This window comes from Methylobacterium mesophilicum SR1.6/6, from assembly GCF_000364445.2.
Classification (GTDB): domain Bacteria; phylum Pseudomonadota; class Alphaproteobacteria; order Rhizobiales; family Beijerinckiaceae; genus Methylobacterium; species Methylobacterium mesophilicum_A.
On the sequence record NZ_CP043538.1, the window covers coordinates 6,115,906 to 6,135,210 of the forward strand.

Genomic DNA, 19,305 nt, shown 5'->3' on the forward strand with positions numbered 1-19,305 from the left:
TTGACCGTCAGCCGATCATGGACGCGCCGATCCTGAGCCGGGCTGGTCCGGTCGGCGAACGCTTCCCGGATCCGCGCGGGCCGGAGGGCGATCACGGACTGCCGCAGCGCCTGCCGGAGCCGGCCCTGACGCTGCAGATGATCGAGGCTGCGATCCAACGGCAGCACGTGATCGAGGACGAGGGCGAGCGGATCTTCGCGCACGCCCAGAACCTCCTGGCATCCGTGAAGGCCGAGCGGGCACGCCTGCTCGATGAGATCTCGCACCTGCGCGACGATCTGAGTGAGACGCGGGCCCTGCTGCGTCAGACGTGCCGGGATCTCGCGGCGGCCGAGCATCGCGCGGCCCTGGCGGAACACCGGGCGCAGGACTTGGCCGCCCGCAACGACGAGATGGCACGCTTCTGCGCCCGCCTCGTCGATGCGGTCGAGCCGATGATGGAGCCGTGACCCGCGCCGGCCACAGGCCCGCTTGGAGCGGCGGCCCGCCGTCGAACGCGACGATGCGTCGTGCGGAGCTTCTCGCCTCGGTTGCGAACCTGCGCGTCCGGGACACAACCTAGGATAAGATTTCGCCCGGTGACATCCCGCGGGCTCGCCGCCGCACCCGCAAAAGAGCGCATCGGGCCGGCCCGTGCCGATTTGGTCGCACGCTGTCGCGACCCTTTGCCCCCCGTTCCGGCTATCCTCGGTTGAAATCAAAGGCGATGGCAACCGGACGCGCGGTCGACGGGACTGCGGCGGCGGCCTGACGGAGATATCATGGACCAGCGGACGCCGGCCGACCTGACCTGCGACCTCCTCACAGCCGCACGCGCGGTGTCCCTGTCGGCGGCGCGGCGCGCGCGGGCCCAGGATCGCGACGACGGCTTTCCGGCGGACGATGTCGCCGACCTCGCCCGACTCGGCCTGCTCGCCGCGCCCGTCCCGTCCGCGCTGGGCGGGGCCGGGCTGGGTGAGGAGCCGGCGGCTCGAACGCTGGTCGATGTGCTCCGCCTCGTCGGCTATGGGAGCCTCGCCCTGGGGCGGCTCTACGAGGGCCACGTCAACGCCCTGCAACTCATCGCCCGCTACGGCGACCCGGAGCAGCACGCGCGCTGGTTCGCCGACGCCCGGGCCGGCCACCTGTTCGGCGTCTGGAACACCGAGCCGTCCGGAGGCGGCCTCGTCCTCGCGGAGGCCGGAGCCGGTTACCGCCTGGAGGGCGTGAAGACCTTCGCGTCGGGGGCCGGCTTCGTCACCCGCGCCCTTGTCACGGGTCGGTCCCCAAGCGGCGGGGTCGTCATGCTGGTCGTCCCGCTGGTCCCCGGAGACCGGGCCGACCTCTCGCCGTGGCAGGCGCAGGGCATGCGCGCCTCGGCCACCGGGACCCTCGACTTCGACGGCCTCGAGGTCTCGGCCGACACCGTCCTGGGAGACCGCGACGACTATTTCCGCCAGCCGGATTTCTCGGGCGGGGCGTGGCGCTTCGCAGCGGTGCAGCTCGGTGGGATCGAGGCTGTGCTGGATGCCTGGCGGACGCACCTCGTCCAGCTCGGTCGCGGAACGGATCCGCACCAGCTGTCGCGCCTCGGCGAGGGGCTGATTGCGGTCGAGGGCGCACGCCAATGGGTGACCCGGGCGGCCGCCCTGGTCGCCGACCGGACGCTGTCGACCGATCGGGTCGTGGCCTTCGTCAATCTGAGCCGCCTCGCGGTGGAGAAGGCCGGCCTCGACCTGCTCCAACTCGCCCAGCGCTCCGTTGGCCTTCAGGGCTTCCTTCGGACGCACCCGCTGGAACGACTCTCGCGCGACCTCGCCACCTACCTGCGGCAGCCGGGGCCCGACCGGGCACTCACGGGCGCGGCGGCGGAGATCCTGACGACGCGGGACATTGCGGGCGACCTGTGGACGGGCGATCAGAGAGACGGAGTCGCGGCGTGATCCGGCCTTCCGAGGTGCGCGCGTCCCGAAATGCCGCGGGCGACCGGACCGCAACTTGGCGGGACTCGCCGCAGCGCTATGGCCGCGTCAGCCGCGGCTTTCACTGGCTGATGGCGGCGCTCTTCGCGTGGCAGTTCACCGGGGCGCTGCTCTACGTCGCCATCGGCGACACGGCGCTCACGCGCTTCGTCGGCGGCAGCCACTTCACCCTGGGTGCCACCCTGTTTGCCCTCGTCCTGCTCCGCGGCGCCTGGGGGCTCGCGAACCTCCCGCGGCGGCCGGCCCATACGGGCCGCCTGGGCCGTGCCGCGGTCATCGGGCACGGGCTGATCTACGGCCTGATGATCGTGGTGCCGGCCCTCGCGCTCCTGCGCCAGTACGGCTCGGGAAAGCCATTCACGCCCTACGGCATCCCGCTGATGCCGGGACGGGACAGCAAGATCGAATGGATGGTGATCCCGGGCGACCTGCTTCACCTATGGCTGGCCTTCCTCCTGCTGGCGGTGCTGATCGGTCACGTGGCGATGGCGGTGCTCCACCGCGTGATCTGGAAGGACGACGTGATCGCCCGGATGACCTGACGGACGATCCAGGGCGGCCGGGCCGGAACCCTGGCGGCGGCCGGGAGAGCCGCGCAGCGCCACCTCTCGGCCGCCGCCCGGCCAGATACTGTCTGCGTCCGGCTCAGACGAAGTGCGTGGGCAGGCTCAGTGCCTGCGCGTACGCCATCAGGGCGATCGCGCCGCCGATCAGGGTGGCGGCAAGGGTGATGCGGTTGGTCCAGGTCATCATGGTCTCCATCACGTTCGCGACTGTGTTCGCGCTGTAGGCTCGATGTATGCTCAAGCTTTCAGGGTCGACGTGTCCTGGAACACCTCCGGAACGGTGATGCTGTGCTGCCGCCTTGCCGAGTGCAGATCGAACCGGGCGCGGGCAGTCCGGTGCGCGCGACAGGCCGCCGCTTTGAGTGGATGTGATCGGATAGCGTGTCCGGCCCGGCAAGCCGTCCCCACGGCTTCGAGCGCCGCCGACAGGACCGTCAGGAGGGCCAACATCAGCACGGAACCGAGGGAGACGAGAAAGAACACCGTCGCGATGACTTGCGGTGCGGTCATGACGAAGCCTCCTCGCGCGATCGGGTCGTGACCGGAGGTATGGCGGCCTGTGACCTGACGGCGTGCGCGCGTACACGTCCCGCGGGGCGCTGCCGTCGCCTCAGACGTTCGGCGGCGCCGTGGGCCCGGCATCGGGAGCCCGGCATCGCGAGGTTCATGGGACTCGGCCGCTGCTGCGCGGCGGAGGCCGCTGCTACGGGATCTGCCGCAGGGACAGGGCCGCCCGCACAACCGCGCCGGCATGGGAATGATGCAGCATGTGCCCGGCCTCGGGCAGGATCTCGATCTCCGCCCCCGGGATCATGCGGGCAGCGCGCTGGCCGTGCACGAACGTGTTCACCACGAGGTCGGCGCCGCCGCCGAGGAGGCGCACGGGCGCCCGCAGGGAGCCGTAGCCGAGGACGCTGCGCGCGAGACCGGGCCAGAGCCAGCCGGCATCCTCTCCCTCGGCGGTGATCTGGGCGGGGCGGGCGGCCAGATCGAACGGGAAGGTCCGGGCGAAGCGGTCCGGCATGGTGCGGGGGAAGAACATGGCGTTCCAGAGCAGCGGGAGGAGCGCCTTGTCACTCCCCGCGCTCAGCATCCCGGACAGGAGATCGCCGCCGAGCGGCAGGGCCCGGGGACCGAACAGCACCTGCTCCAGGCGCGGCTCCGGAAAGCAGATCGGCGCGACTGCGACGACGCCCGCGATCTCGTCCGGGTGCAGCATCCCGTAGGCGAGGGCCACGGCCGCGCCGAACGAGTGTCCGAGGATGACGGGCCGCCGCAGGCCGAGACCCTGCACCGCTTCCCGGATCCGCGCGGCCTGATCCCAGAGATCAGCGGCGCGCCCGCGGGGCCGGAGGCTGAAGCCGTGGCCCGGACGGTCGACCGCCACCACGCGGAAATGCTCGGCGAGCGCCGGCACGGGCCCGAGCCAGAGATCCTCCAGGCACATCAGTGTCCCGTGGATCGCCACGAGGTCGGGACCGCTCCCGGCCTCCGCCCAGGCGATCGTCCGGTCACCTGACAGCTGGACCATCCGGCGCGGGACGATGCGCGGGTCGCGCTGCGCGTCCCGCACCGGTCGGTCCGGGCCGGGCAGGATTCTCGCCACGGCGTTCACCTATCGACGCTGCCCGCGTCGGGAGCCGGTCCCGATAACCGCCAGCGCCGTGGCCGCGCCGATGCCGAGCAGGCCGGCCGCGGCCGCGGCCGGGTGCAGGCTCGCCCGCGTGTACGCGCTGGTCCGCATGACCGGCAGCGGCGGGTCGCCCCGCATCTCGCCGGCCGGCACCGGCGCGTGCAGGGCGCCCTCCGGGTTGCGGGGAGCGCTCGCGCGCTTCTGCAGGGCGATGATCGCCGGGGCGAGGTAATCGTAGGCGCCGGGCGCGAATTCCTTGCTGGCCGTGAAGGCCTTGCCGGCACCGCCGACGAAGATGTCGCGCTGCGGATGCACGGCCGCGTGCAGGATGGCGTTCGCCACCTCCTCGGGCGGGTAGATCGGCGGAGGCAGGCTGGGCTCGCGGTCCATGTAGTTGCGCGCCCGCTGGGGTAGGGGCGTGTCGATCGAAGCCGGCTTGATCAGCGTCACCGAGACCGGCGCCTTCTCGGCGAGCAACTCCATCCGCAGGGCGTCGGTGAAGCCCTTCACCGCGTGCTTCGAGGCCGCGTACATGCCCTGGAACGGGAAGGCCAGATCAGAGGCGATGCTGCCGACGTTGATGAGGGCGCCGCCGTGCCGGCGCAGGTGCTCGGTCGCCACCAGGGAGCCGTACACCGTGCCCCAGAAGTTGGTCTGGATCAGGCGCTCGTGGTCCGCGTCGCTGATCTCGCGCAGCCGGCCATAGATGGAGCCGCCGGCCACGTTCACCCAGGTGTCGAAACCGCCGAAAGTCGCCTCGGCCCGGTCGGCGACGGCCTGCACGTCGGCGCGGCGGCCGACATCCGCGACCACGTCGATGGCCTTGCCGCCGACGCCCTCGATCTCGGCGCGGATCCGCGCCAGGGCATCGCCGCTGCGAGCCGCCAAGACGACGCGGGCGCCGCGCTCCGCCGCCATCTTGGCAGTGGCGAGGCCGATGCCCGACGAGGCGCCGGTGATCACGATGACCTGCTCGCGGAGCGGCTTGTGCTTCATGCGGTAAACCCTGGATCCCATCGTGCGCCAGCATCGTGCGCCGGCGCGGCGGTCACACGTCTGGCTATCTACCGGGCCGGGTCATTGTTCCTGGATGGGGCCCGGTCTCTGCGTCGCGGAAGGCTGGCCGGTCTCCGCACAAGGGGCGGAACCCTGCGGATTCATCGCGGCAGTGTCGGCAAAGGTGGATTCCGGACGGTCAGCTTTGGAGCCGTGAGAGCGCAATGCCGACATCTCGGACTCAGGGAACCACCTCATTGTCCGCCCAGCGGAGCGCGTCGATTAGCGCTCGCAATGCAGGGGAGACTTGACGGCTCGGGTAGTAGAGACGGCATCCGGGAAAGGGCGCGCACCAATCGCTCAGCACTTGGAGGAGCCGGCCGTCGGCGATCTCTCCAGCGACGTCGTGCGCCATCATGTAGCCGAGCCCTGCCCCTGCCCGTACGGCAGCCGCAGCCAACGTCTCGTTGTTGACAATGAGTTGCCCGCCAACCTGCACCTTCACCTCCCGACCGTCCCGCTCAAACTCCCAGGGAAGAAGTCCACCAGCGCCGATCAAGCGGTAGTTGATGCAGCGGTGCTCTCGCAGGTCGGCCGGGCTCTCGGGTCGAGGATGGACGGCGAAGTAGTCCGGCGTCCCGACCACGACGGTCTTGAGGTCGGGGCCAACGCGCGCGGTCACCATGTCGCGCTCGACGGTGTCGCCGAGCCGGATGCCGGCATCGAACCCGTCGGCGACGATATCCACCAAACGGTCGTCCACGACGACCTCCACTGCGATGTCGGGATGGTCGAGCAGGAAGCGTGGCAGCCGTGGTTCCAGCACCGTGCGGGCACCGTGACTGTAGGTGGTCAGGCGCAACGTGCCGGACGGTGCGTCGCGCCAGTCCGCTAACGCTGCGAGCCCCTGGCCGATCTCGTCCAGCGCGGGCTGGAGCGACTTGAGAAGGTGCCGGCCCGCCGCCGTCGGCGCGACGCTGCGCGTCGTGCGAGCGAGGAGACGCACGCCGAGCCGCCGTTCCAGATCCCGCAACGTGTGGCTGAGGGCGGAGGGCGACAGACCGAGCCGGGCGGCGGCCCGCGTGAAGCTACGCGCCTGCGCGATTGCCGCGAACGCTGCCAGATCGTCCAGGTCGCCTCGAGCCATTGCTGCACCGAACTCAAAAGCCATTGCCGGATGAGAACGGTAATTCGACAGCGATGCCGGTGCTATCTCCGCTGCAATCCTGAAGGAGGGGCATCAATGACGCTTTCGACTTATCGTACACTCGGCCGCTCCGGTGTGCTCGTCAGCCCGCTGGCGCTCGGCACCATGACCTTCGGCGCAGGCCGTTGGGGTGCGGACGAGGCAAGCTCTCGCGAGATCTTCGATGGCTATGTCGAGGCGGGCGGCAACTTCGTCGATACCGCGGACGTCTATTCAGGGGGTGAGAGCGAGCGGATGCTCGGCCGCTTCCTGGCTGAGCGGAAGCTGCGCGACCGGATGGTGATCGCCACCAAGTCCGGCTTTCCCCGCCGTACCGACACGCCGCTGGCCGGTGGCAACTCGGCGCGCAACATCCGCGACGGGTTGGAAGGCTCTCTGCGACGGCTCGGCACGGACTTCATCGATCTCTACTGGACCCACGTCTGGGACCGCACCACGCCACCCGAGGAGGTCTTGCGCGCTCTCACGGATGCGGTCCGACGCGGCGATATCCTTCACTACGGCTTCTCGAACGCGCCTGGCTGGTATGCTGCGCAGATCGTGACGCTCGCCCGCGCGCACGGCCTGCCGGAGCCGATCGGGCTGCAATATTGCTACTCGCTCGCAGATCGCGGGGTCGAACTCGACATCCTGCCGGCAGGCGCGGCGATGGGCATGGGTCTGGTGGCCTGGAGCCCGCTCGCCGCCGGCCTTCTCACGGGCAAGTACGGTCGCGAGAAGATCGCGGAGGCCGGTCCAGCTGGCAGCCTGCCGAACCGCTCGGGCCAGACCATCGAGGGCGGCAGCGACGGCCGGCTTAACGGCGACAACCCCTTCGGCGGAATGCTGTTCACCGAACAGAACTTCCGGGTCGTCGACGCGCTGCGCGCGGTGGCCGGCGAGATCGGCCGGTCCATGGCGGAGGTGGCGCTGGCTTGGGTGGCAGGGCGAACCGGCGTGTCCTCGGTGCTGGTCGGGGCGAGCCGCCCGAAACAGCTCCAACAGAACGTCGCCGCGCTCGACATCGTGCTCTCCGCCGAACAGCGCAAGAGGCTGGACGCGGTGGGCGCGCCGCCGCCGCTCAACCCCTACTTCATCTTCGACTTGCCGCGCGAGCGCATCTTCGGTGGGTATGAAGTCCAGCCCTGGCGGTGATCTGAGGCAGCGTCCGCCTTCCCGCGCGATGCAGGATGCCGGGCATGACCTCGCCGGGTCGCGAGCGGCCGCGAATGACAGTCTGCGGGCGGTGCATCCGCGACGAACCGGCGGCACGCATCCTTGGCGGCATGATCTACCGGGCTGGCGTCGGGCGCGTGGCCCGGATCGATCCGGACTGGATCAAACAGCGGCCGCGTTACGTTCCTCTCACCCACATTGGCCAAAGAGGAACGCTCATGCGCATTCGCTATCTGCTGCCGCTCGTCGGCCTGCTCGCCCTCACGGCCTGCAAGGACGAGAAGAAGGCCGACGCTCCCGCGCCGCCTCCGCCCCCGGCCAGCACGGCGCCGGCAAACCCTGCGCCTCCGCCGACGACGACTAATCCGGCTCCCGCCAACAAGCCGTAACCAACGTGCCGTGACGATCGCGGGCCCTGAGGCTCATCCCGAAGCCACAGGGCCCGCCCATCGCAAGGGGCGTTCCGGCCGCCGCACCGGTCACAACAGTCGAACCCACACCGGACCGTGCCGGCCGGTTTCGGCCTCAGCGCCCGTAGATATCCTCGACGCGGATGATGTCGTCCTCGCCGGTATAGGAGCCGACCTGAACCTCGATCAGCTCCAGCGGGATCTTGCCGGGGTTCGAGAGGCGGTGCATCGAGCCGATCGGCAGGTAGATGGCCTCGTTCTCGTGGACCAGCACCACCCGCTCGTCCACCGTCACCTCGGCGGTGCCGCGCACCACCACCCAGTGCTCGGCCCGGTGGTAGTGCTTCTGCAGCGACAGCCGACCGCCCGGCACCACCTGGATGCGCTTCACCTGGAAGCGCTCGCCGATGTCGATCCGCTGGTACCAGCCCCAGGGGCGGTACATCCGCAGGTGCGAGTCCGCCTCCGGCACGCCGTCCGCCCGCAGGGCGTTGACCAACTCCTTCACCTGCCCCGAATGGGCCTTGGAGGCGACCAGCACGGCGTCGGGCGTGGAGACCACCACCACGTCCTCCAGGCCGACCACGGCGGTCAGGCCCTCGCCCTGGCTGTGGACGAGGCTGTTCTTGGTGCCGATCAGTGATACCCGGCCCCGCACGGCATTGCCGGCCGCGTCGTGGTCCAGCACCTGCCAGACCGCGTCCCAGGTGCCGACATCCGACCACGCGAACGACACCGGCAGCACGCCGGCCCGCTCGGTCCGCTCCATCACCGCGTAGTCGATCGAGATTTTGGGCGCCTTGGCGAAGGCGGCTGCGTCCAGGCGCACGAAGTCGAGGTCGGTCACCGCCGCCTCCAGCGCCGCGCGCGCGGCCGCCAGCACCTCGGGCACGAAGGTCTCGAGCTCGGCCAGCATCAGGTCGGCGCGGAACAGGAAGTAGCCCGAATTCCACACCGCGCCCTCGGCGATCAGTGCCTCGGCGCCTTCACGGTCGGGCTTCTCGACGAAGCGGGCGACGCGCGCCGCGCCCGGCGCCTCGGCGATCGGCTCGCCGCGGCGGATGTAGCCGTAATCGGTGGCCGGCCGGTGCGGCTCGATGCCGAGCGTCATGGTGTAGCCGGCCCGCGCACCGGCGGCGGCCCGCTGCACGGCGTCGACGTAGGCCGCTGTGTCGGGCACGACGTGGTCGGCGGCCATGATCAGCACCACGGCCTGCGGGTCGATGGCCGCGGCGTGGAGCGCCGCCACCGCCACGGCGGCGGCGGAGTCCCGGCCCTGCGGCTCGAGCAGGATGGCGGCGGAGAGCCCGAGCTGGTCGCGCTGCTCGGCGACGATGAAGCGGGCCTCGGCCGAGGCGATCACCGTGGGCGTGGCGAAGACCGTGGCGTCCGACACCCGCGCCAGCGTCGCCTGGAAGGTCGAGCGGTCCGCATCCACCAGCCGGGCGAATTGCTTGGGCATGCTCTCCCGCGAAGCGGGCCACAGGCGCGTCCCCGTCCCGCCGCACAGGATCATCGGGTGGATCAGGGTGGTCGATCGGGACATGGCGGCGTCTCCCGAGAGGGCTCGGCGGGTCTTCGTGGTCGCGCGGCCGGAGCATTCCCGCAAGGGGCGGGATGCCGCCGACCACTGTTTTCCGGATCTGGCCTTAACGGCGTGCTGGGGACAGAACAACCTGCGCGGATTACGCGCGCTGGATTAGGCTGGCCCTGTACAGGAGTATTGTTATGTCTGATCCCGTATGAGTTCGTCCGCAGAGACAAGGCCGATGCCAGACAGCGTGGCGCCCGGTTCGCTCCGGCCTCCCTCGGTCGAGCATCTCGTGGGCGGTGCCGACGCTGAGGTTCTCGCCGCCTACGGGCGGAGCGCCTTCACGGGCGCGGTCCGGGCCGTGCTCGCCGATCTGCGGGCCGCGGGCGGCCGCGTGCCGGATGCGGCGGCCCTCCGCGACGCCGCGGCCGCGCGCCTCGCCGCCGAGCGCCGCCCGTGCCTGCGCCCGGTCTTCAACCTCACCGGCACGGTGCTGCACACCAATCTCGGTCGCGCCCTGCTGCCCCGGTCGGCCGCCGAGGCGGTGGCCGCCGTCATGACGCAGGCGAGCAACCTCGAATTCGACCTCGCCACCGGTGCCCGCGGCGAGCGGGACGACCACGTGGAGGGCCTGATCCGCCGGCTCACGGGCGCCGAGGCGGCGGTGGTGGTCAACAACAACGCGGCCGCAGTCCTGCTGGTGCTCAACGCGCTGGCCATGCGCCGCGAGGTCATCGTCTCGCGGGGCGAGCTGGTGGAGATTGGCGGCTCCTTCCGGATCCCGGACGTGATGGTGCGGGCCGGCTGCCGCCTGCGCGAGGTCGGCACCACCAACCGCACGCATCTGCGCGACTACGCGGAGGCGATCGGGCCGCGCACCGGCCTCGTCATGAAGGTGCATCCGAGCAACTACGCCATCGCGGGTTTCACGGCCGCCGCGGATCCGGAGGCCCTGTACGCCCTCTGCCGGGAACGCGGTGTGCCGTTGGCGGACGACCTTGGCAGCGGCAGCCTCGCGGATCTCGCGGCCTACGGGCTGCCGCCCGAGCCCACCATCCGCGCGGCCCTGGAGCGGGCGGATCTGGTGACGTTCAGCGGCGACAAGCTGCTGGGGGCGGTCCAGTGCGGCATCGTTGCCGGCCGGAAGGATCTCGTCGCCCGCATCCGTAAGAACCCGCTGAAGCGGGCGCTGCGCGTCGACAAGATGACCTACGCGGCGCTCGAGGCGGTGCTGCGGCTGTACCTCCACCCGGAGCGGCTGGCCGAGGAACTGCCGACGCTCCGCCTGCTGACGCGCGACCGTGCGGACATCGCCGCGCGGGCGAAGGATCTCGCCCCCGCCGTGGCGGAGCGGGTCTCGGGATGGGCGACGGTCTCGGTGGCGGCGTGCATCAGCCAGATCGGCTCCGGGGCCCTGCCGGTGGAGACGCTGCCGAGCGCCGCCCTCGTCCTCACCCCGGCCGTCGGCGGCGCGGACCCGCGCCGCGGCGCCGGCGGGCGCTGCAAGCGCTTGACCGAGCGCCTGCGCGCCCTGCCAGTGCCGGTCATCGGCCGCATCAGCGGCGACGCGATCCTCCTGGATCTCCGGACCCTGGAGGACGAGGCCGGCTTCCTCGACACGTTGGCGGCGCTCCCACGGCCGGGCTAACGAATCGTGAACCGCACCCCGCTGTGCGAAATCCTGTTGCCGGGCCGGACCTTGTGCGCTGGCCTCGCGTGTTGTGCTATACGGATCCATCCGCGGTCGCGGTCGAGAGTAGCGGTGCCCGGACCGCGATAGGCGAACGATATGGTGCCCACTGTCGAGACGATGGAGGTGGAGCGCGAGGTGGATCCGCTCCTCTTGGACAATCAGCTGTGCTACGCGCTCTACGCGGCCGCGCACCGGATGACCAAGTCGTACCGGCCGTTCCTCGAACGGCTCGGTCTGACCTACCCGCAGTACCTCGTTCTTCTGGTCCTCTGGGAGCAGGACGGCGTGACGGTCTCCGAGATCGGCCGACGCCTGCGCCTCGATTCCGGCACGCTGACGCCGGTTCTCAAGCGCCTGGAGACCGCCGGCTTCCTGCGCCGCACCCGCCGCCAGTCCGACGAGCGTGAGGTGGAGATCGCGCTGACCCCGCAGGGCGCCGCTCTGCGCTCCGAGGCGGTCTCGGTCCGGGAGAGCGTGATGTGCCAGCTCGAACTCAGCGAGCCGGAGATCCGCGCCCTGCGCAAGGATCTGAGCCTCGTCATCGAGCGGCTCAGCGAGGGGGAATAGGGCGGCGCGTTCCTGGAGGGCGCCGCTGACGCGGCTCCGCAGACGATCATCGCCGCAACCGGTTGCCCAGGACGAAGCCGTAGAGCCCCATCAGGATGATGCCGACGCCGCCCTCGATACCGACCAGCAGGTTGGTGACGCGGCCGGTGGGCTTGAGGCCGATCTCCGGCGGGTTCGCCGTCATCATGTTGAGGGCGCTGTAGCTCAGGAGATCGAGGGGATTGTAGGTCGGGCCCGCCTCCGGCCCCTCCACGATGAACAGGCCGCCGGTCAGCCCGAACAGGCCCGCGAACACGACGATCAGCAGCGCGAAGGCCCGGGCGATGCGCGACAGGCTTTCGCCGTAGTCGCACAGCCACTCGACGAAGCGGTCGGCCGTCCAGCGGTAGCCGTGACGCACCAATCCGGTCCAGTCCCGGTCGGTCCAGGCATCGCGGGCCTGCCGCCCGGCGTGGAAGCGTCCCATCCGGCGGCCGCGCTTGTAGGCCCAGCTCGCCGCATCGTGGCTGCCGATGCTCTTCCAGTTCTGCTCCAGGGCGAGATAGCTCGCCTGCGCGGCCTCGTAGGCGCCGGCCACCTCCTCGCCCACGGCGCCCCCGAGCTGCTCGACGCTCATCCGCGTGCCGTTGAGCCACGCGCCGGCGAAGCGGGCGTGCTTCAACCGGCAGGTGGCAAGGTTCAGCCGCACGAGGTCGGTGTCCGACAGGTCGGCGCCGGAGAGGTCGGCGCCGTCGAGCTTCGCACCGGCGAAGTTGGCCCCACGCAGCCGCGAGCCCGCCAGTGTCGCCTTCGTCAGGCTCGCGCCGGCGAAATCGGCGTGGGTGAGGTTGGTATCGGCGAGCTTGGCCTCGTCGAGACGCGCGGCGCGGAACACGGTGTCGTCCGCGTCCGCCCCGGAGAAATCCGCCCCCCAGAGGTCGGCGCCCGCGAAGTCTGTCCCGTCCAGGAGAGCACCGGACAGGTCGGCGAAGCGCATCGCGGCTTGGCCGAACCGCGCGTCCTCCAGCATGGCGCCGGTGAACTTCACCTGTCCGGCGACGATGTCGGTGAAGTCCGCGCCGGAAAGATCGGCGTCGGAGAGGTCGGCCGCCTCCAGGATCGCGCCGGCGAAGCGGGTGGAGCGCCCGACAGCGCCGGCGAGGTTGGCCCGGCGCAGGTTCGCGCCGGTGAGATCGGCCTCCTCCATCCGGGCGCGAGACAGGTCGGCCCCCGCGAGCGGCAGGCCGCCGGATTCGGGATCCGCGGCCGGAGCCACCCCGAGGCCGGGCAGCGTGGCCAGAGCGTCGCGGGAGGCGCTCAGGTGCGAGAGGTCGGCTCCCGGCTCCCGCAGCGGCGCCCCGGCGGCGATCCGGTCGAGGAGATCGGAGAGGCGCGTGTCCGGCCGCGCGTCGGGTGGGGTCGCCTGATCCATCGCGGATCCTTGCCGGAGCGCGCGCCGATGCGCCAGACGGTTCCCTCAGCCGGGACGGGCCACCGGCGTCACCCGCACGGTGATGGCCTTTGCGGCCGGTGTCTTGGACTGCTCGTCATGGTGCCACAGGGGCAGAAGGACGTTCAGCTCCGGATAGTAGCCGCCGCAATTGCCCTCCGGGATGTCGTAGGCGACTACGCGAAGGCCGCCGACGCGCCGCTTCACCCGATCGCCGGCCTCCGTTTCCACGTCGACACCGCCGCCGTCCGCGAGCCCGAGCCGGGCGATGTCGCGCCGGTTCATGAACAGCACGTCGCGGGTGCCCTTCACGCCGCGGAAGCGGTCGTCGTAGCCGTAGACCGTCGTGTTGAACTGGTCGTTCGACCGGAGCGTGATGAGGTCGAGCACGTCCGGGCTGCGGGGCGGCAGGTCGGGGTCGGCCTCCAGACCCTCCGGCACCGCGAAGTTCGCCTTGCCGGTCTCGGTTTCCCACTTCCGGTCCCGCGCCCCGAGGGGCTTGATCAGCCCCCCCGGCTGGAACATCCGGCCGTTCAGGTCGTGGAACACCGTCGGGTAGGTCGCCTCGATGGCGTCGCGCACGCGGGCGTAGTCGGCGACCCAGGAATCCCACGGGACGCGCGGGTTCGGGGGCAGGGTCGCCTTGGCGATCTCCGCCACGATCCAGGGTTCGGAGCGCACCTGCGGCCCCACCGGGTCGGCCGTGCCCCGTGAGCCGTGGAACTGCGCGGTGGAGCTCTCCATCGACACGGCCTGCGGCCCGCTCGCCTGCCGATCGATCTCGATCCGGCCCAGGCAGGGCAGGATGTAGGCGACCGCCCCGGTCAAGAGGTGGGATCGGTTGAGCTTGGTGGAGATCTGAACGGTCAGGCGCTGTCGGCGCCACGCCGGCTCCATCCGCCCGGTATCGGGGATCGCGCGGACAAAATTACCGCCGAGGCTCACGAAGCCTCTCACCCGCCCGTCGAGGATCCCCTCGCAGGCCTCGACCGTGTTCAGCCCCTTCTCCCGCGGAGGCTCGAAGCCGTACAGCTCCTTGAGCTTGTCCAGGGGCGCCAGTTCCGGCTTCTCGGTGATCCCGACCGTGCGCTGGCCCTGGACGTTCGAGTGGCCCCGCACCGGGCAGATTCCGGCCCCGGGCTTGCCGATATTGCCGCGCAGCAGCAGCAGGTTGACCAGCATCCGGACGGTTTCGGTGCCCTTGCGGTGCTGCGTCAGGCCCATGCCGTAGACCCCGATCACCGCCTTGGCGCGGGCATAGGCGGCGGCGGCGGCTTCCAGGGCCGCGCGCGACAGGCCGGAGCGCCGCTCCAGCGCCGCCCAGTCCTGACCCTCGCAGAACCGGACGAAGTCATCGAAGCCGTGGGTGTGCTCGGCGATGAAGGCGTGGTCGAGCACGCCGGGCCGGCCGGCGGCCACGGCCTCGCGGTCCATGGCGAGGAGGGCCTTGCACAGGCCGGTGATCGCCGCGAGGTCGCCGCCCGCCTTCACCGGATGATACTGGGTCGAGATTCGGGTGGAAGAGCGGGTCAGCATCTCCACCGGCGATTGCGGATCGGTGAAGCGCTCCAGGCCGCGCTCGCGCAGCGGGTTGAAGGTAATGATCTGCGCCCCCCGGCGCCGCGCCTCCTGGAGCGGGTGCAGCATCCGCGGCGCGTTCGAGCCGACGTTCTGGCCGAAGAAGAAGATCAGATCGGTGGTCTCGAAATCCTCCAGCAGCACCGTGCCCACCGGCGCGCCGATCGATTGCGGCAGCGCCACGGAGGTCGGCTCGTGGCACATGTTGGAGGAGTCCGGCAGGTTGTTGTTGCCGTAGAGCCGGGCCAGGAGCGCCCACATGTAGCTGGTCTCGAGGGAGGCGCGGCCCGAGGCGTAGAACACCACCGCGCGCGGATCCTCCGCGCGGAGCGCCGCCAGCTCCCGGCCGATCTCGCCCATCGCCTCGCCCCAGGAGACGGGCCGGTAGCGGTCGGTCGCCGGATCGTACCGCATGGGATGCGTGAGGCGGCCCTGCTCCTCCAGGGCATAGTCGCTCCAGCCGAGCAGCTCGGTCACGGTGTGCTCGGCGAAGAAATCCGGGGTCGCGCGCCGTCGCGTCTGCTCCCAGGCGGTCGCCTTGGCGCCGTTCTCGCAATACTCGAAGGCGAGCGGCTTGGCGGGCTTCGCCCAGGCGCAGGACACACACATGTACCCGTCCGGCTTGTTCTGCTTCAGCAGCATCGCCGAGCCGGTGACCGGCACGCCCTCACGCGTCAGGATCTCGACCAGGGAGCGCGCGGAGCCCCAGCCGCCTGCCGGGCCGTCATAGGGCTCGATCCGCACTGCACCGGTCTCTTGCTCGGCCATGCCGTCCTCCCATCCGGCACGCCAGCGACCGGACCGGGGGAACGCGCGAGGCGCGGAATGGGATCACGGGCGCGTCACTGCGGCCCCGCCCGGCTTCCTTTCCCGAGGCGGCGGATCTAACGTCGACCGCTAGACACAAGAAGCGAGGAGGAGACCATGGCCAGCGTCGATGTCGACATGGTGAAATGTGCCTGCCAGGACTGCGTCTGCGTGATTCCGGTGAGCAAGGCGGTGTCCCGGGACGGCAAGGCGTATTGCTGTGACGAATGCGCCGACGGGCACAAGGATCACGCCGGCTGCGAGAATGCCGGCTGCACCTGCCACGGCTGAGGCAGCCTCGGAACCAGATCCGCGCGGCAATCGCGCCGCGCGCCGCCTCAGGAGACGGCGGTCAGCTTGTCGGCCATGGATTGGTCCTTGTCCCGTCGCGTCGAGAAGATCAGCGTGAAGAAGGTGCGCTGCACCCCCATTTCCGCGAGCTTGGCCTCACATCGCTCGGCGAGGGCGCAGATCTCCGAGAGTTCGCCCTCAATGTTGGTGCCGTTGGGGTGCATCGTGGCGGTCAGGCCGCTCGCCTCGATGATCCCTTTGATCGCGCGCACGTACGGCGAGACCGACGGGCCGACGCCCATCGGGACGATACACAGGTCCGCCGAAACCTTCATGATGCTGGCCTGATCCGGAAAAGGCTCACCCCGGTGCGGGATGGAGCAGGTGACGGGAATAGAGCCCACGTCGTCAGCTTGGAAGGCGGGAGCATCCGACGCTCCATCGCGCGGTTCAACATGCGATGCCGCGCCGAGGGCGCCGCGACATTGCGACGGTTCCGGACGCGCACCTTCCCGGACTGACCGGAGTTCGAGACGGCAATCGTACGGTCCTTGTTTGGGGATCGCAACGCGGAATGCCGAGACCGTGCGGCACCTGCGGAGGTCGCGCAGCGCCCGCCCCGACGAGCCCGAGCCCGAGGGAGCCGAGCGGGACGATCACCGTCCGGCGGGCAGGTTGAGGCGTGGCAAGGGCCCTCCGCGCATGATCGGCTCGGGTGGGCGCGCGTTCAATGCTCCGTGCCCGAGAAGACGCCGACACAGCGGAAGCCATGCCACATCTCAAAGGGTCGACCCTTCGCCAGAGCCTTGGATACCGCCAAGGCCTCGGCATCGTCGACGGCGTAGAGTGAGCGAAGATCGCACCACTCGGCGCGTTCGTTGAGCAAGACGAACGTGTACCGCGTCCGGACGAACGACGGCGGTGGCCCGGATGCGTCGCCCTCGTCGTCTGACATGGCGCCGGCCTCGGCGGGTGACGCCACCGCCGGCATCTCGGGGGAGGAAAAGTCGACCGAGACGCCAGCGGTAGCGGCTGTCACCCCTAGCGACAGCGTGGCAATTCTGGGCCGAAGAGCCAAAGCGAGGGTTGCGGTAGATCAATACCGACTCAGCCGCCCCGGCGGGCGGGCGGGCGGACGCTTGTGCGTCCGCTTTTCGCAAGCGCGGACACGCCTGCCGCCGTCGCGACTCGAGAACGGCCGCGATCAGAACCGGGCAATGATCTGCGCCCTGATCGTCCGGGGAGCGCCCGGCGTGATGTTGTTGTTGTTGTCAGCCGTAGCGATGTAGCGTCGGTCGAACAAGTTCTCGATATTGACCTGAGCGCGGACGGACTCGCTGATGTTGTAGAACAATCCGAGATCGATCCGGGTGTAGCCCGGCAGGCGAACGGTGTTGTCCGAGGCTGCGAAGGTATGTGCGTAGTTCAGGAGGCCGACGCCGATGGAAAAGGCCTGGCTCACATCGAATTTGTTCCACAGCGTGAAGGCGTTGAAAGGTACGAGGCCCACCGTGTTCCCGGCCACGATGATGGCCGAGGTCGCGCTGGCGATGCGTGCATCGGTGAAGGCATAGCCGCCCGCGATCTGCCACCAGTCGGTGACGTACCCGTTGGCGCCGATCTCGAAGCCTCGGGTATTGGTCTTTCCCGACAGGATGAAGAAGCCGGGGTTGTTGGGATCGGCCAGGCGCTGGTTGTAACGATCCAGGTTGTAGGCCGCCGCGGTGAGTTGGAAGCGCGGGTTGACGTCGTATTTGATGCCGACTTCGGTGTTCTCGAACTGCTCCGGCTTCGCGATGACCAAGCCTGGGGTGAAGTTGCCGATCTGGTCTCCCGACGAAGGGAGATAGGAGACGCTGTAGCTCGTGTAGAGGGCGAGGTTCGGCAGCGGCTTCAGCACGAGACCGGCGCGCGGCGAGATCGGATCGTCCACGCGGGTGTTGGTCAGCAGCGTGCGCCGGTCCGTGGATGCGAAGTCGAAATGGTCGTACCGCAGGCCGCCGACGAGCTGCAGCCAGTCCGTGACGTCGATCTGGTCCTGCGCGTAGACGGCGGCGAGGCCGAGGCTGTAGCGCGCGTTGGAATCCGTCGTGCCGTTGTTGCGCAGGAAGGTCGGCGAGAAGGTCAGCGGGCGGAGCGGGTTGACCACGACGCTGCTCGCGAGGCCATTTCCGAAGAACAGGGATTGCCGGTAGGCCAACCCCTCCTGGTAGCCCAGTTCGAAGCCCCCGAGGAGCGTGTGCTTGATGTCCCCGGTCAGGAATCTGTACGTGAAATCGTTCTGGCTGAAGTAGTTGGTCCGCGGCGTGTCGTTGCGGTACCCGGTGATGGTCACGGCGGTCCCGGCCGCGTTCACGGCGCCGCCCGGAAGCGTGTTGACGTAGTACCGGTCATAATCGGCGAAGCGCAGCTGGCTGTGCATCTCGACTCCCGAGTCGAACTGATGATCGAGCTGCACGGTCGCGATATTGGCATCGACCTTCGTGGCATTCACGTTCGGGTTGCCGAAGAAGGTCCGGATATTGTCGCGGTACCGGTAGGGGCGACCGAACTGCGAGGGGATACCCCGGTCGGGGAAGCGCTGGTCGTGGAAGTATTCGTACGAGAGCTTCAGCGTCGTCTGCGGGCCGATGAGGACGGTGGCGGTCGGATTGACGCCGTAGCGGGTCAGGTCGCCGAACTGGCGGTAGGTCCCCGAATCCTCGAACACGCCGTTCAGGCGGAAGAAGACGCTGTCGCTGATCCGGTCGCCGACATCGACGGCGACGCGCTTGTCGCCGAACTGGCCGCCGCCGGCCACGACCTCCCGGACTCGGTAGCCGTCCGCCTCCTTGAGAACGCGGTTGATGACGCCGCCGCCGCCGCCGCGGCCGAAGATGAGCGAGTCCGGCCCCTTCAGAACCTCGATCCGCTGTATATTGTACAGATCGCGGAAATATTGGACGTCATCGCGGATACCGTCGATGTAAAAGTCCGCGCTGGTGTTCTGGCCGCGGATCAGAACTTGATCGCGATTGCTCTCGCCCTGCGCGGGGATCAGGCCCGGCACGAAGCGCAGCTGCTCGGTCAGGTTTTGGTAGTTCTGATCGAGAAACTGCTCACGCGGAACGACGGTGATGGATTGCGGGATGTCGATGACCGGCGTGCTCGTCTTCGTGGCGCTCCGCGTCTGCTTGGTCAGATAGCCGATGGTGACGCCCCCCTGCGGTTCCAGGCGCTCGCCTGCACCTTCGACCGTGAGCTGGTCCAGCGTAACGACTTCACCCAGTTCGGCGGGAGCAGCGCCCTGTTGCGCCGGCGCTGTCGTCGCAGTGAAGGTGGTCGTCAAGAGAAGCCCGACAAGCTGAAACGGGAAGGTCCTGCGCATCACTCACTCCGCGGCTCCGCACGGAAGCCGATACGTATCGAAAAGCTGTTTGCCTTCGGATGCGGAGATACTTTCGCGGCACGATGCGCATCAAGATTTATTCCGGCGCGACGG

The 19,305-nt window shown here is 69.7% G+C and carries 19 protein-coding genes; 8 read left to right on the forward strand and 11 right to left on the reverse strand.

The window, feature by feature from the left end; genetic code table 11:
* The first annotated feature begins 17 nt into the window (after positions 1–17).
* The 3 genes from MMSR116_RS29185 to MMSR116_RS29195 all read left to right on the forward strand — a co-directional run bounded on the left by MMSR116_RS29185 (position 18) and on the right by MMSR116_RS29195 (position 2,503).
* Positions 18–449: a hypothetical protein gene (locus tag MMSR116_RS29185; protein ID WP_010684432.1), complete on the forward strand. Its 432-nt coding sequence runs from the start codon at positions 18–20 to the stop codon at positions 447–449.
* A 312-nt stretch (positions 450–761) separates the two neighbouring features.
* On the forward strand, positions 762–1,922 hold the full coding sequence (locus MMSR116_RS29190) for an acyl-CoA dehydrogenase family protein (RefSeq protein ID WP_010684433.1): 1,161 nt from the start codon (positions 762–764) through the stop codon (positions 1,920–1,922).
* Positions 1,919–2,503: a cytochrome b/b6 domain-containing protein gene (locus MMSR116_RS29195; RefSeq protein ID WP_010684434.1), complete on the forward strand. Its 585-nt coding sequence runs from the start codon at positions 1,919–1,921 to the stop codon at positions 2,501–2,503. The genes MMSR116_RS29190 and MMSR116_RS29195 overlap by 4 nt, the downstream gene beginning before the upstream one ends.
* Positions 2,504–2,606: 103 nt before the next feature.
* Here the strand turns inward: MMSR116_RS29195 and MMSR116_RS29200 are convergent, their stop codons facing one another.
* From MMSR116_RS29200 to MMSR116_RS29220, 5 genes are all read right to left on the reverse strand, one after another.
* Positions 2,607–2,768 carry a hypothetical protein gene (locus MMSR116_RS29200; RefSeq protein ID WP_158169236.1) on the reverse strand — a complete coding sequence of 54 codons (162 nt, stop codon included), beginning with the start codon at positions 2,766–2,768 and terminating at the stop codon, positions 2,607–2,609.
* Entirely contained in the window at positions 2,765–3,037 is a 273-nt protein-coding gene (locus MMSR116_RS29205; RefSeq protein WP_010684436.1) for a hypothetical protein, read from the reverse strand. The genes MMSR116_RS29200 and MMSR116_RS29205 overlap by 4 nt, the downstream gene beginning before the upstream one ends.
* A gap of 193 nt (positions 3,038–3,230) precedes the next feature.
* On the reverse strand, positions 3,231–4,133 hold the full coding sequence (locus MMSR116_RS29210; protein WP_010684437.1) for an alpha/beta fold hydrolase: 903 nt from the start codon (positions 4,131–4,133) through the stop codon (positions 3,231–3,233).
* 9 nt (positions 4,134–4,142) lie between these two features.
* Positions 4,143–5,156 (reverse strand): SDR family oxidoreductase, encoded by a 1,014-nt coding sequence (locus MMSR116_RS29215; RefSeq protein WP_010684438.1) that lies wholly within the window; start codon positions 5,154–5,156, stop codon positions 4,143–4,145.
* 241 nt (positions 5,157–5,397) lie between these two features.
* A complete protein-coding gene (locus MMSR116_RS29220) occupies positions 5,398–6,303 on the reverse strand; it encodes a LysR family transcriptional regulator (protein ID WP_039893409.1) in 906 nt (301 codons plus the stop codon).
* Positions 6,304–6,399: 96 nt separating this feature from the next.
* Between MMSR116_RS29220 and MMSR116_RS29225 the strand changes: the two genes are divergently transcribed.
* Positions 6,400–7,497 carry an aldo/keto reductase gene (locus MMSR116_RS29225; RefSeq protein WP_010684440.1) on the forward strand — a complete coding sequence of 366 codons (1,098 nt, stop codon included), beginning with the start codon at positions 6,400–6,402 and terminating at the stop codon, positions 7,495–7,497.
* 44 nt (positions 7,498–7,541) lie between these two features.
* The gene (locus tag MMSR116_RS29230; RefSeq protein ID WP_010684441.1) at positions 7,542–7,907 is read left to right on the forward strand and encodes a hypothetical protein; all 366 of its coding nucleotides are present in this window, start codon (positions 7,542–7,544) and stop codon (positions 7,905–7,907) included.
* A gap of 136 nt (positions 7,908–8,043) precedes the next feature.
* Here the strand turns inward: MMSR116_RS29230 and MMSR116_RS29235 are convergent, their stop codons facing one another.
* On the reverse strand, positions 8,044–9,474 hold the full coding sequence (locus tag MMSR116_RS29235) for a mannose-1-phosphate guanylyltransferase/mannose-6-phosphate isomerase (RefSeq protein WP_010684442.1): 1,431 nt from the start codon (positions 9,472–9,474) through the stop codon (positions 8,044–8,046).
* A gap of 223 nt (positions 9,475–9,697) precedes the next feature.
* Here MMSR116_RS29235 and selA point away from each other — a divergent pair, with 223 nt between their 5' ends.
* Both selA and MMSR116_RS29245 read left to right on the forward strand, forming a co-directional pair.
* Positions 9,698–11,107 (forward strand): L-seryl-tRNA(Sec) selenium transferase, encoded by a 1,410-nt coding sequence (gene selA / locus MMSR116_RS29240; protein ID WP_010684443.1) that lies wholly within the window; start codon positions 9,698–9,700, stop codon positions 11,105–11,107.
* 141 nt (positions 11,108–11,248) lie between these two features.
* Complete coding sequence (locus MMSR116_RS29245; RefSeq protein ID WP_010684444.1) at positions 11,249–11,719, forward strand: MarR family winged helix-turn-helix transcriptional regulator; 471 nt, start codon at positions 11,249–11,251, stop codon at positions 11,717–11,719.
* A gap of 46 nt (positions 11,720–11,765) precedes the next feature.
* Here the strand turns inward: MMSR116_RS29245 and MMSR116_RS29250 are convergent, their stop codons facing one another.
* Together MMSR116_RS29250 and MMSR116_RS29255 are read right to left on the reverse strand one after the other, a co-directional pair.
* Entirely contained in the window at positions 11,766–13,130 is a 1,365-nt protein-coding gene (locus MMSR116_RS29250) for a pentapeptide repeat-containing protein (protein ID WP_010684445.1), read from the reverse strand.
* Positions 13,131–13,175: 45 nt separating this feature from the next.
* Positions 13,176–15,494, reverse strand: coding sequence for an FdhF/YdeP family oxidoreductase (locus MMSR116_RS29255; protein ID WP_010684446.1), 2,319 nt, complete (start codon positions 15,492–15,494; stop codon positions 13,176–13,178).
* A gap of 156 nt (positions 15,495–15,650) precedes the next feature.
* Here MMSR116_RS29255 and MMSR116_RS29260 point away from each other — a divergent pair, with 156 nt between their 5' ends.
* Positions 15,651–15,824: a metallothionein gene (locus MMSR116_RS29260; RefSeq protein WP_010684447.1), complete on the forward strand. Its 174-nt coding sequence runs from the start codon at positions 15,651–15,653 to the stop codon at positions 15,822–15,824.
* Between the two features lie 47 nt (positions 15,825–15,871).
* Here MMSR116_RS29260 and MMSR116_RS29265 read toward each other — a convergent pair whose 3' ends face one another.
* From MMSR116_RS29265 to MMSR116_RS29275, 3 genes are all read right to left on the reverse strand, one after another.
* On the reverse strand, positions 15,872–16,159 hold the full coding sequence (locus tag MMSR116_RS29265) for an MTH1187 family thiamine-binding protein (RefSeq protein WP_010684448.1): 288 nt from the start codon (positions 16,157–16,159) through the stop codon (positions 15,872–15,874).
* Positions 16,160–16,551: 392 nt separating this feature from the next.
* On the reverse strand, positions 16,552–16,779 hold the full coding sequence (locus tag MMSR116_RS29270; RefSeq protein WP_158169238.1) for a hypothetical protein: 228 nt from the start codon (positions 16,777–16,779) through the stop codon (positions 16,552–16,554).
* Between the two features lie 249 nt (positions 16,780–17,028).
* Entirely contained in the window at positions 17,029–19,191 is a 2,163-nt protein-coding gene (locus MMSR116_RS29275) for a TonB-dependent receptor (protein WP_010684449.1), read from the reverse strand.
* Between the last annotated feature and the right edge of the window lie 114 nt (positions 19,192–19,305).

Bases quoted from the DNA above. Each gene is read 5' to 3' on its own strand.
- MMSR116_RS29230 (WP_010684441.1), top strand. From the start codon at position 7,542: ATGACCTCGCCGGGTCGCGAGCGGCCGCGAATGACAGTCTGCGGGCGG.
- MMSR116_RS29235 (WP_010684442.1), bottom strand. From the start codon at position 9,474: ATGTCCCGATCGACCACCCTGATCCACCCGATGATCCTGTGCGGCGGG.
- MMSR116_RS29270 (WP_158169238.1), bottom strand. From the start codon at position 16,779: ATGTCAGACGACGAGGGCGACGCATCCGGGCCACCGCCGTCGTTCGTC.
- MMSR116_RS29250 (WP_010684445.1), bottom strand. From the start codon at position 13,130: ATGGATCAGGCGACCCCACCCGACGCGCGGCCGGACACGCGCCTCTCC.
- MMSR116_RS29215 (WP_010684438.1), bottom strand. From the start codon at position 5,156: ATGAAGCACAAGCCGCTCCGCGAGCAGGTCATCGTGATCACCGGCGCC.
- MMSR116_RS29260 (WP_010684447.1), top strand. From the start codon at position 15,651: ATGGCCAGCGTCGATGTCGACATGGTGAAATGTGCCTGCCAGGACTGC.
- MMSR116_RS29275 (WP_010684449.1), bottom strand. From the start codon at position 19,191: ATGCGCAGGACCTTCCCGTTTCAGCTTGTCGGGCTTCTCTTGACGACC.
- MMSR116_RS29265 (WP_010684448.1), bottom strand. From the start codon at position 16,159: ATGAAGGTTTCGGCGGACCTGTGTATCGTCCCGATGGGCGTCGGCCCG.
- MMSR116_RS29225 (WP_010684440.1), top strand. From the start codon at position 6,400: ATGACGCTTTCGACTTATCGTACACTCGGCCGCTCCGGTGTGCTCGTC.
- MMSR116_RS29255 (WP_010684446.1), bottom strand. From the start codon at position 15,494: ATGGCCGAGCAAGAGACCGGTGCAGTGCGGATCGAGCCCTATGACGGC.
- MMSR116_RS29185 (WP_010684432.1), top strand. From the start codon at position 18: ATGGACGCGCCGATCCTGAGCCGGGCTGGTCCGGTCGGCGAACGCTTC.
- MMSR116_RS29205 (WP_010684436.1), bottom strand. From the start codon at position 3,037: ATGACCGCACCGCAAGTCATCGCGACGGTGTTCTTTCTCGTCTCCCTC.
- selA (WP_010684443.1), top strand. From the start codon at position 9,698: ATGCCAGACAGCGTGGCGCCCGGTTCGCTCCGGCCTCCCTCGGTCGAG.
- MMSR116_RS29245 (WP_010684444.1), top strand. From the start codon at position 11,249: ATGGTGCCCACTGTCGAGACGATGGAGGTGGAGCGCGAGGTGGATCCG.
- MMSR116_RS29220 (WP_039893409.1), bottom strand. From the start codon at position 6,303: ATGGCTCGAGGCGACCTGGACGATCTGGCAGCGTTCGCGGCAATCGCG.
- MMSR116_RS29190 (WP_010684433.1), top strand. From the start codon at position 762: ATGGACCAGCGGACGCCGGCCGACCTGACCTGCGACCTCCTCACAGCC.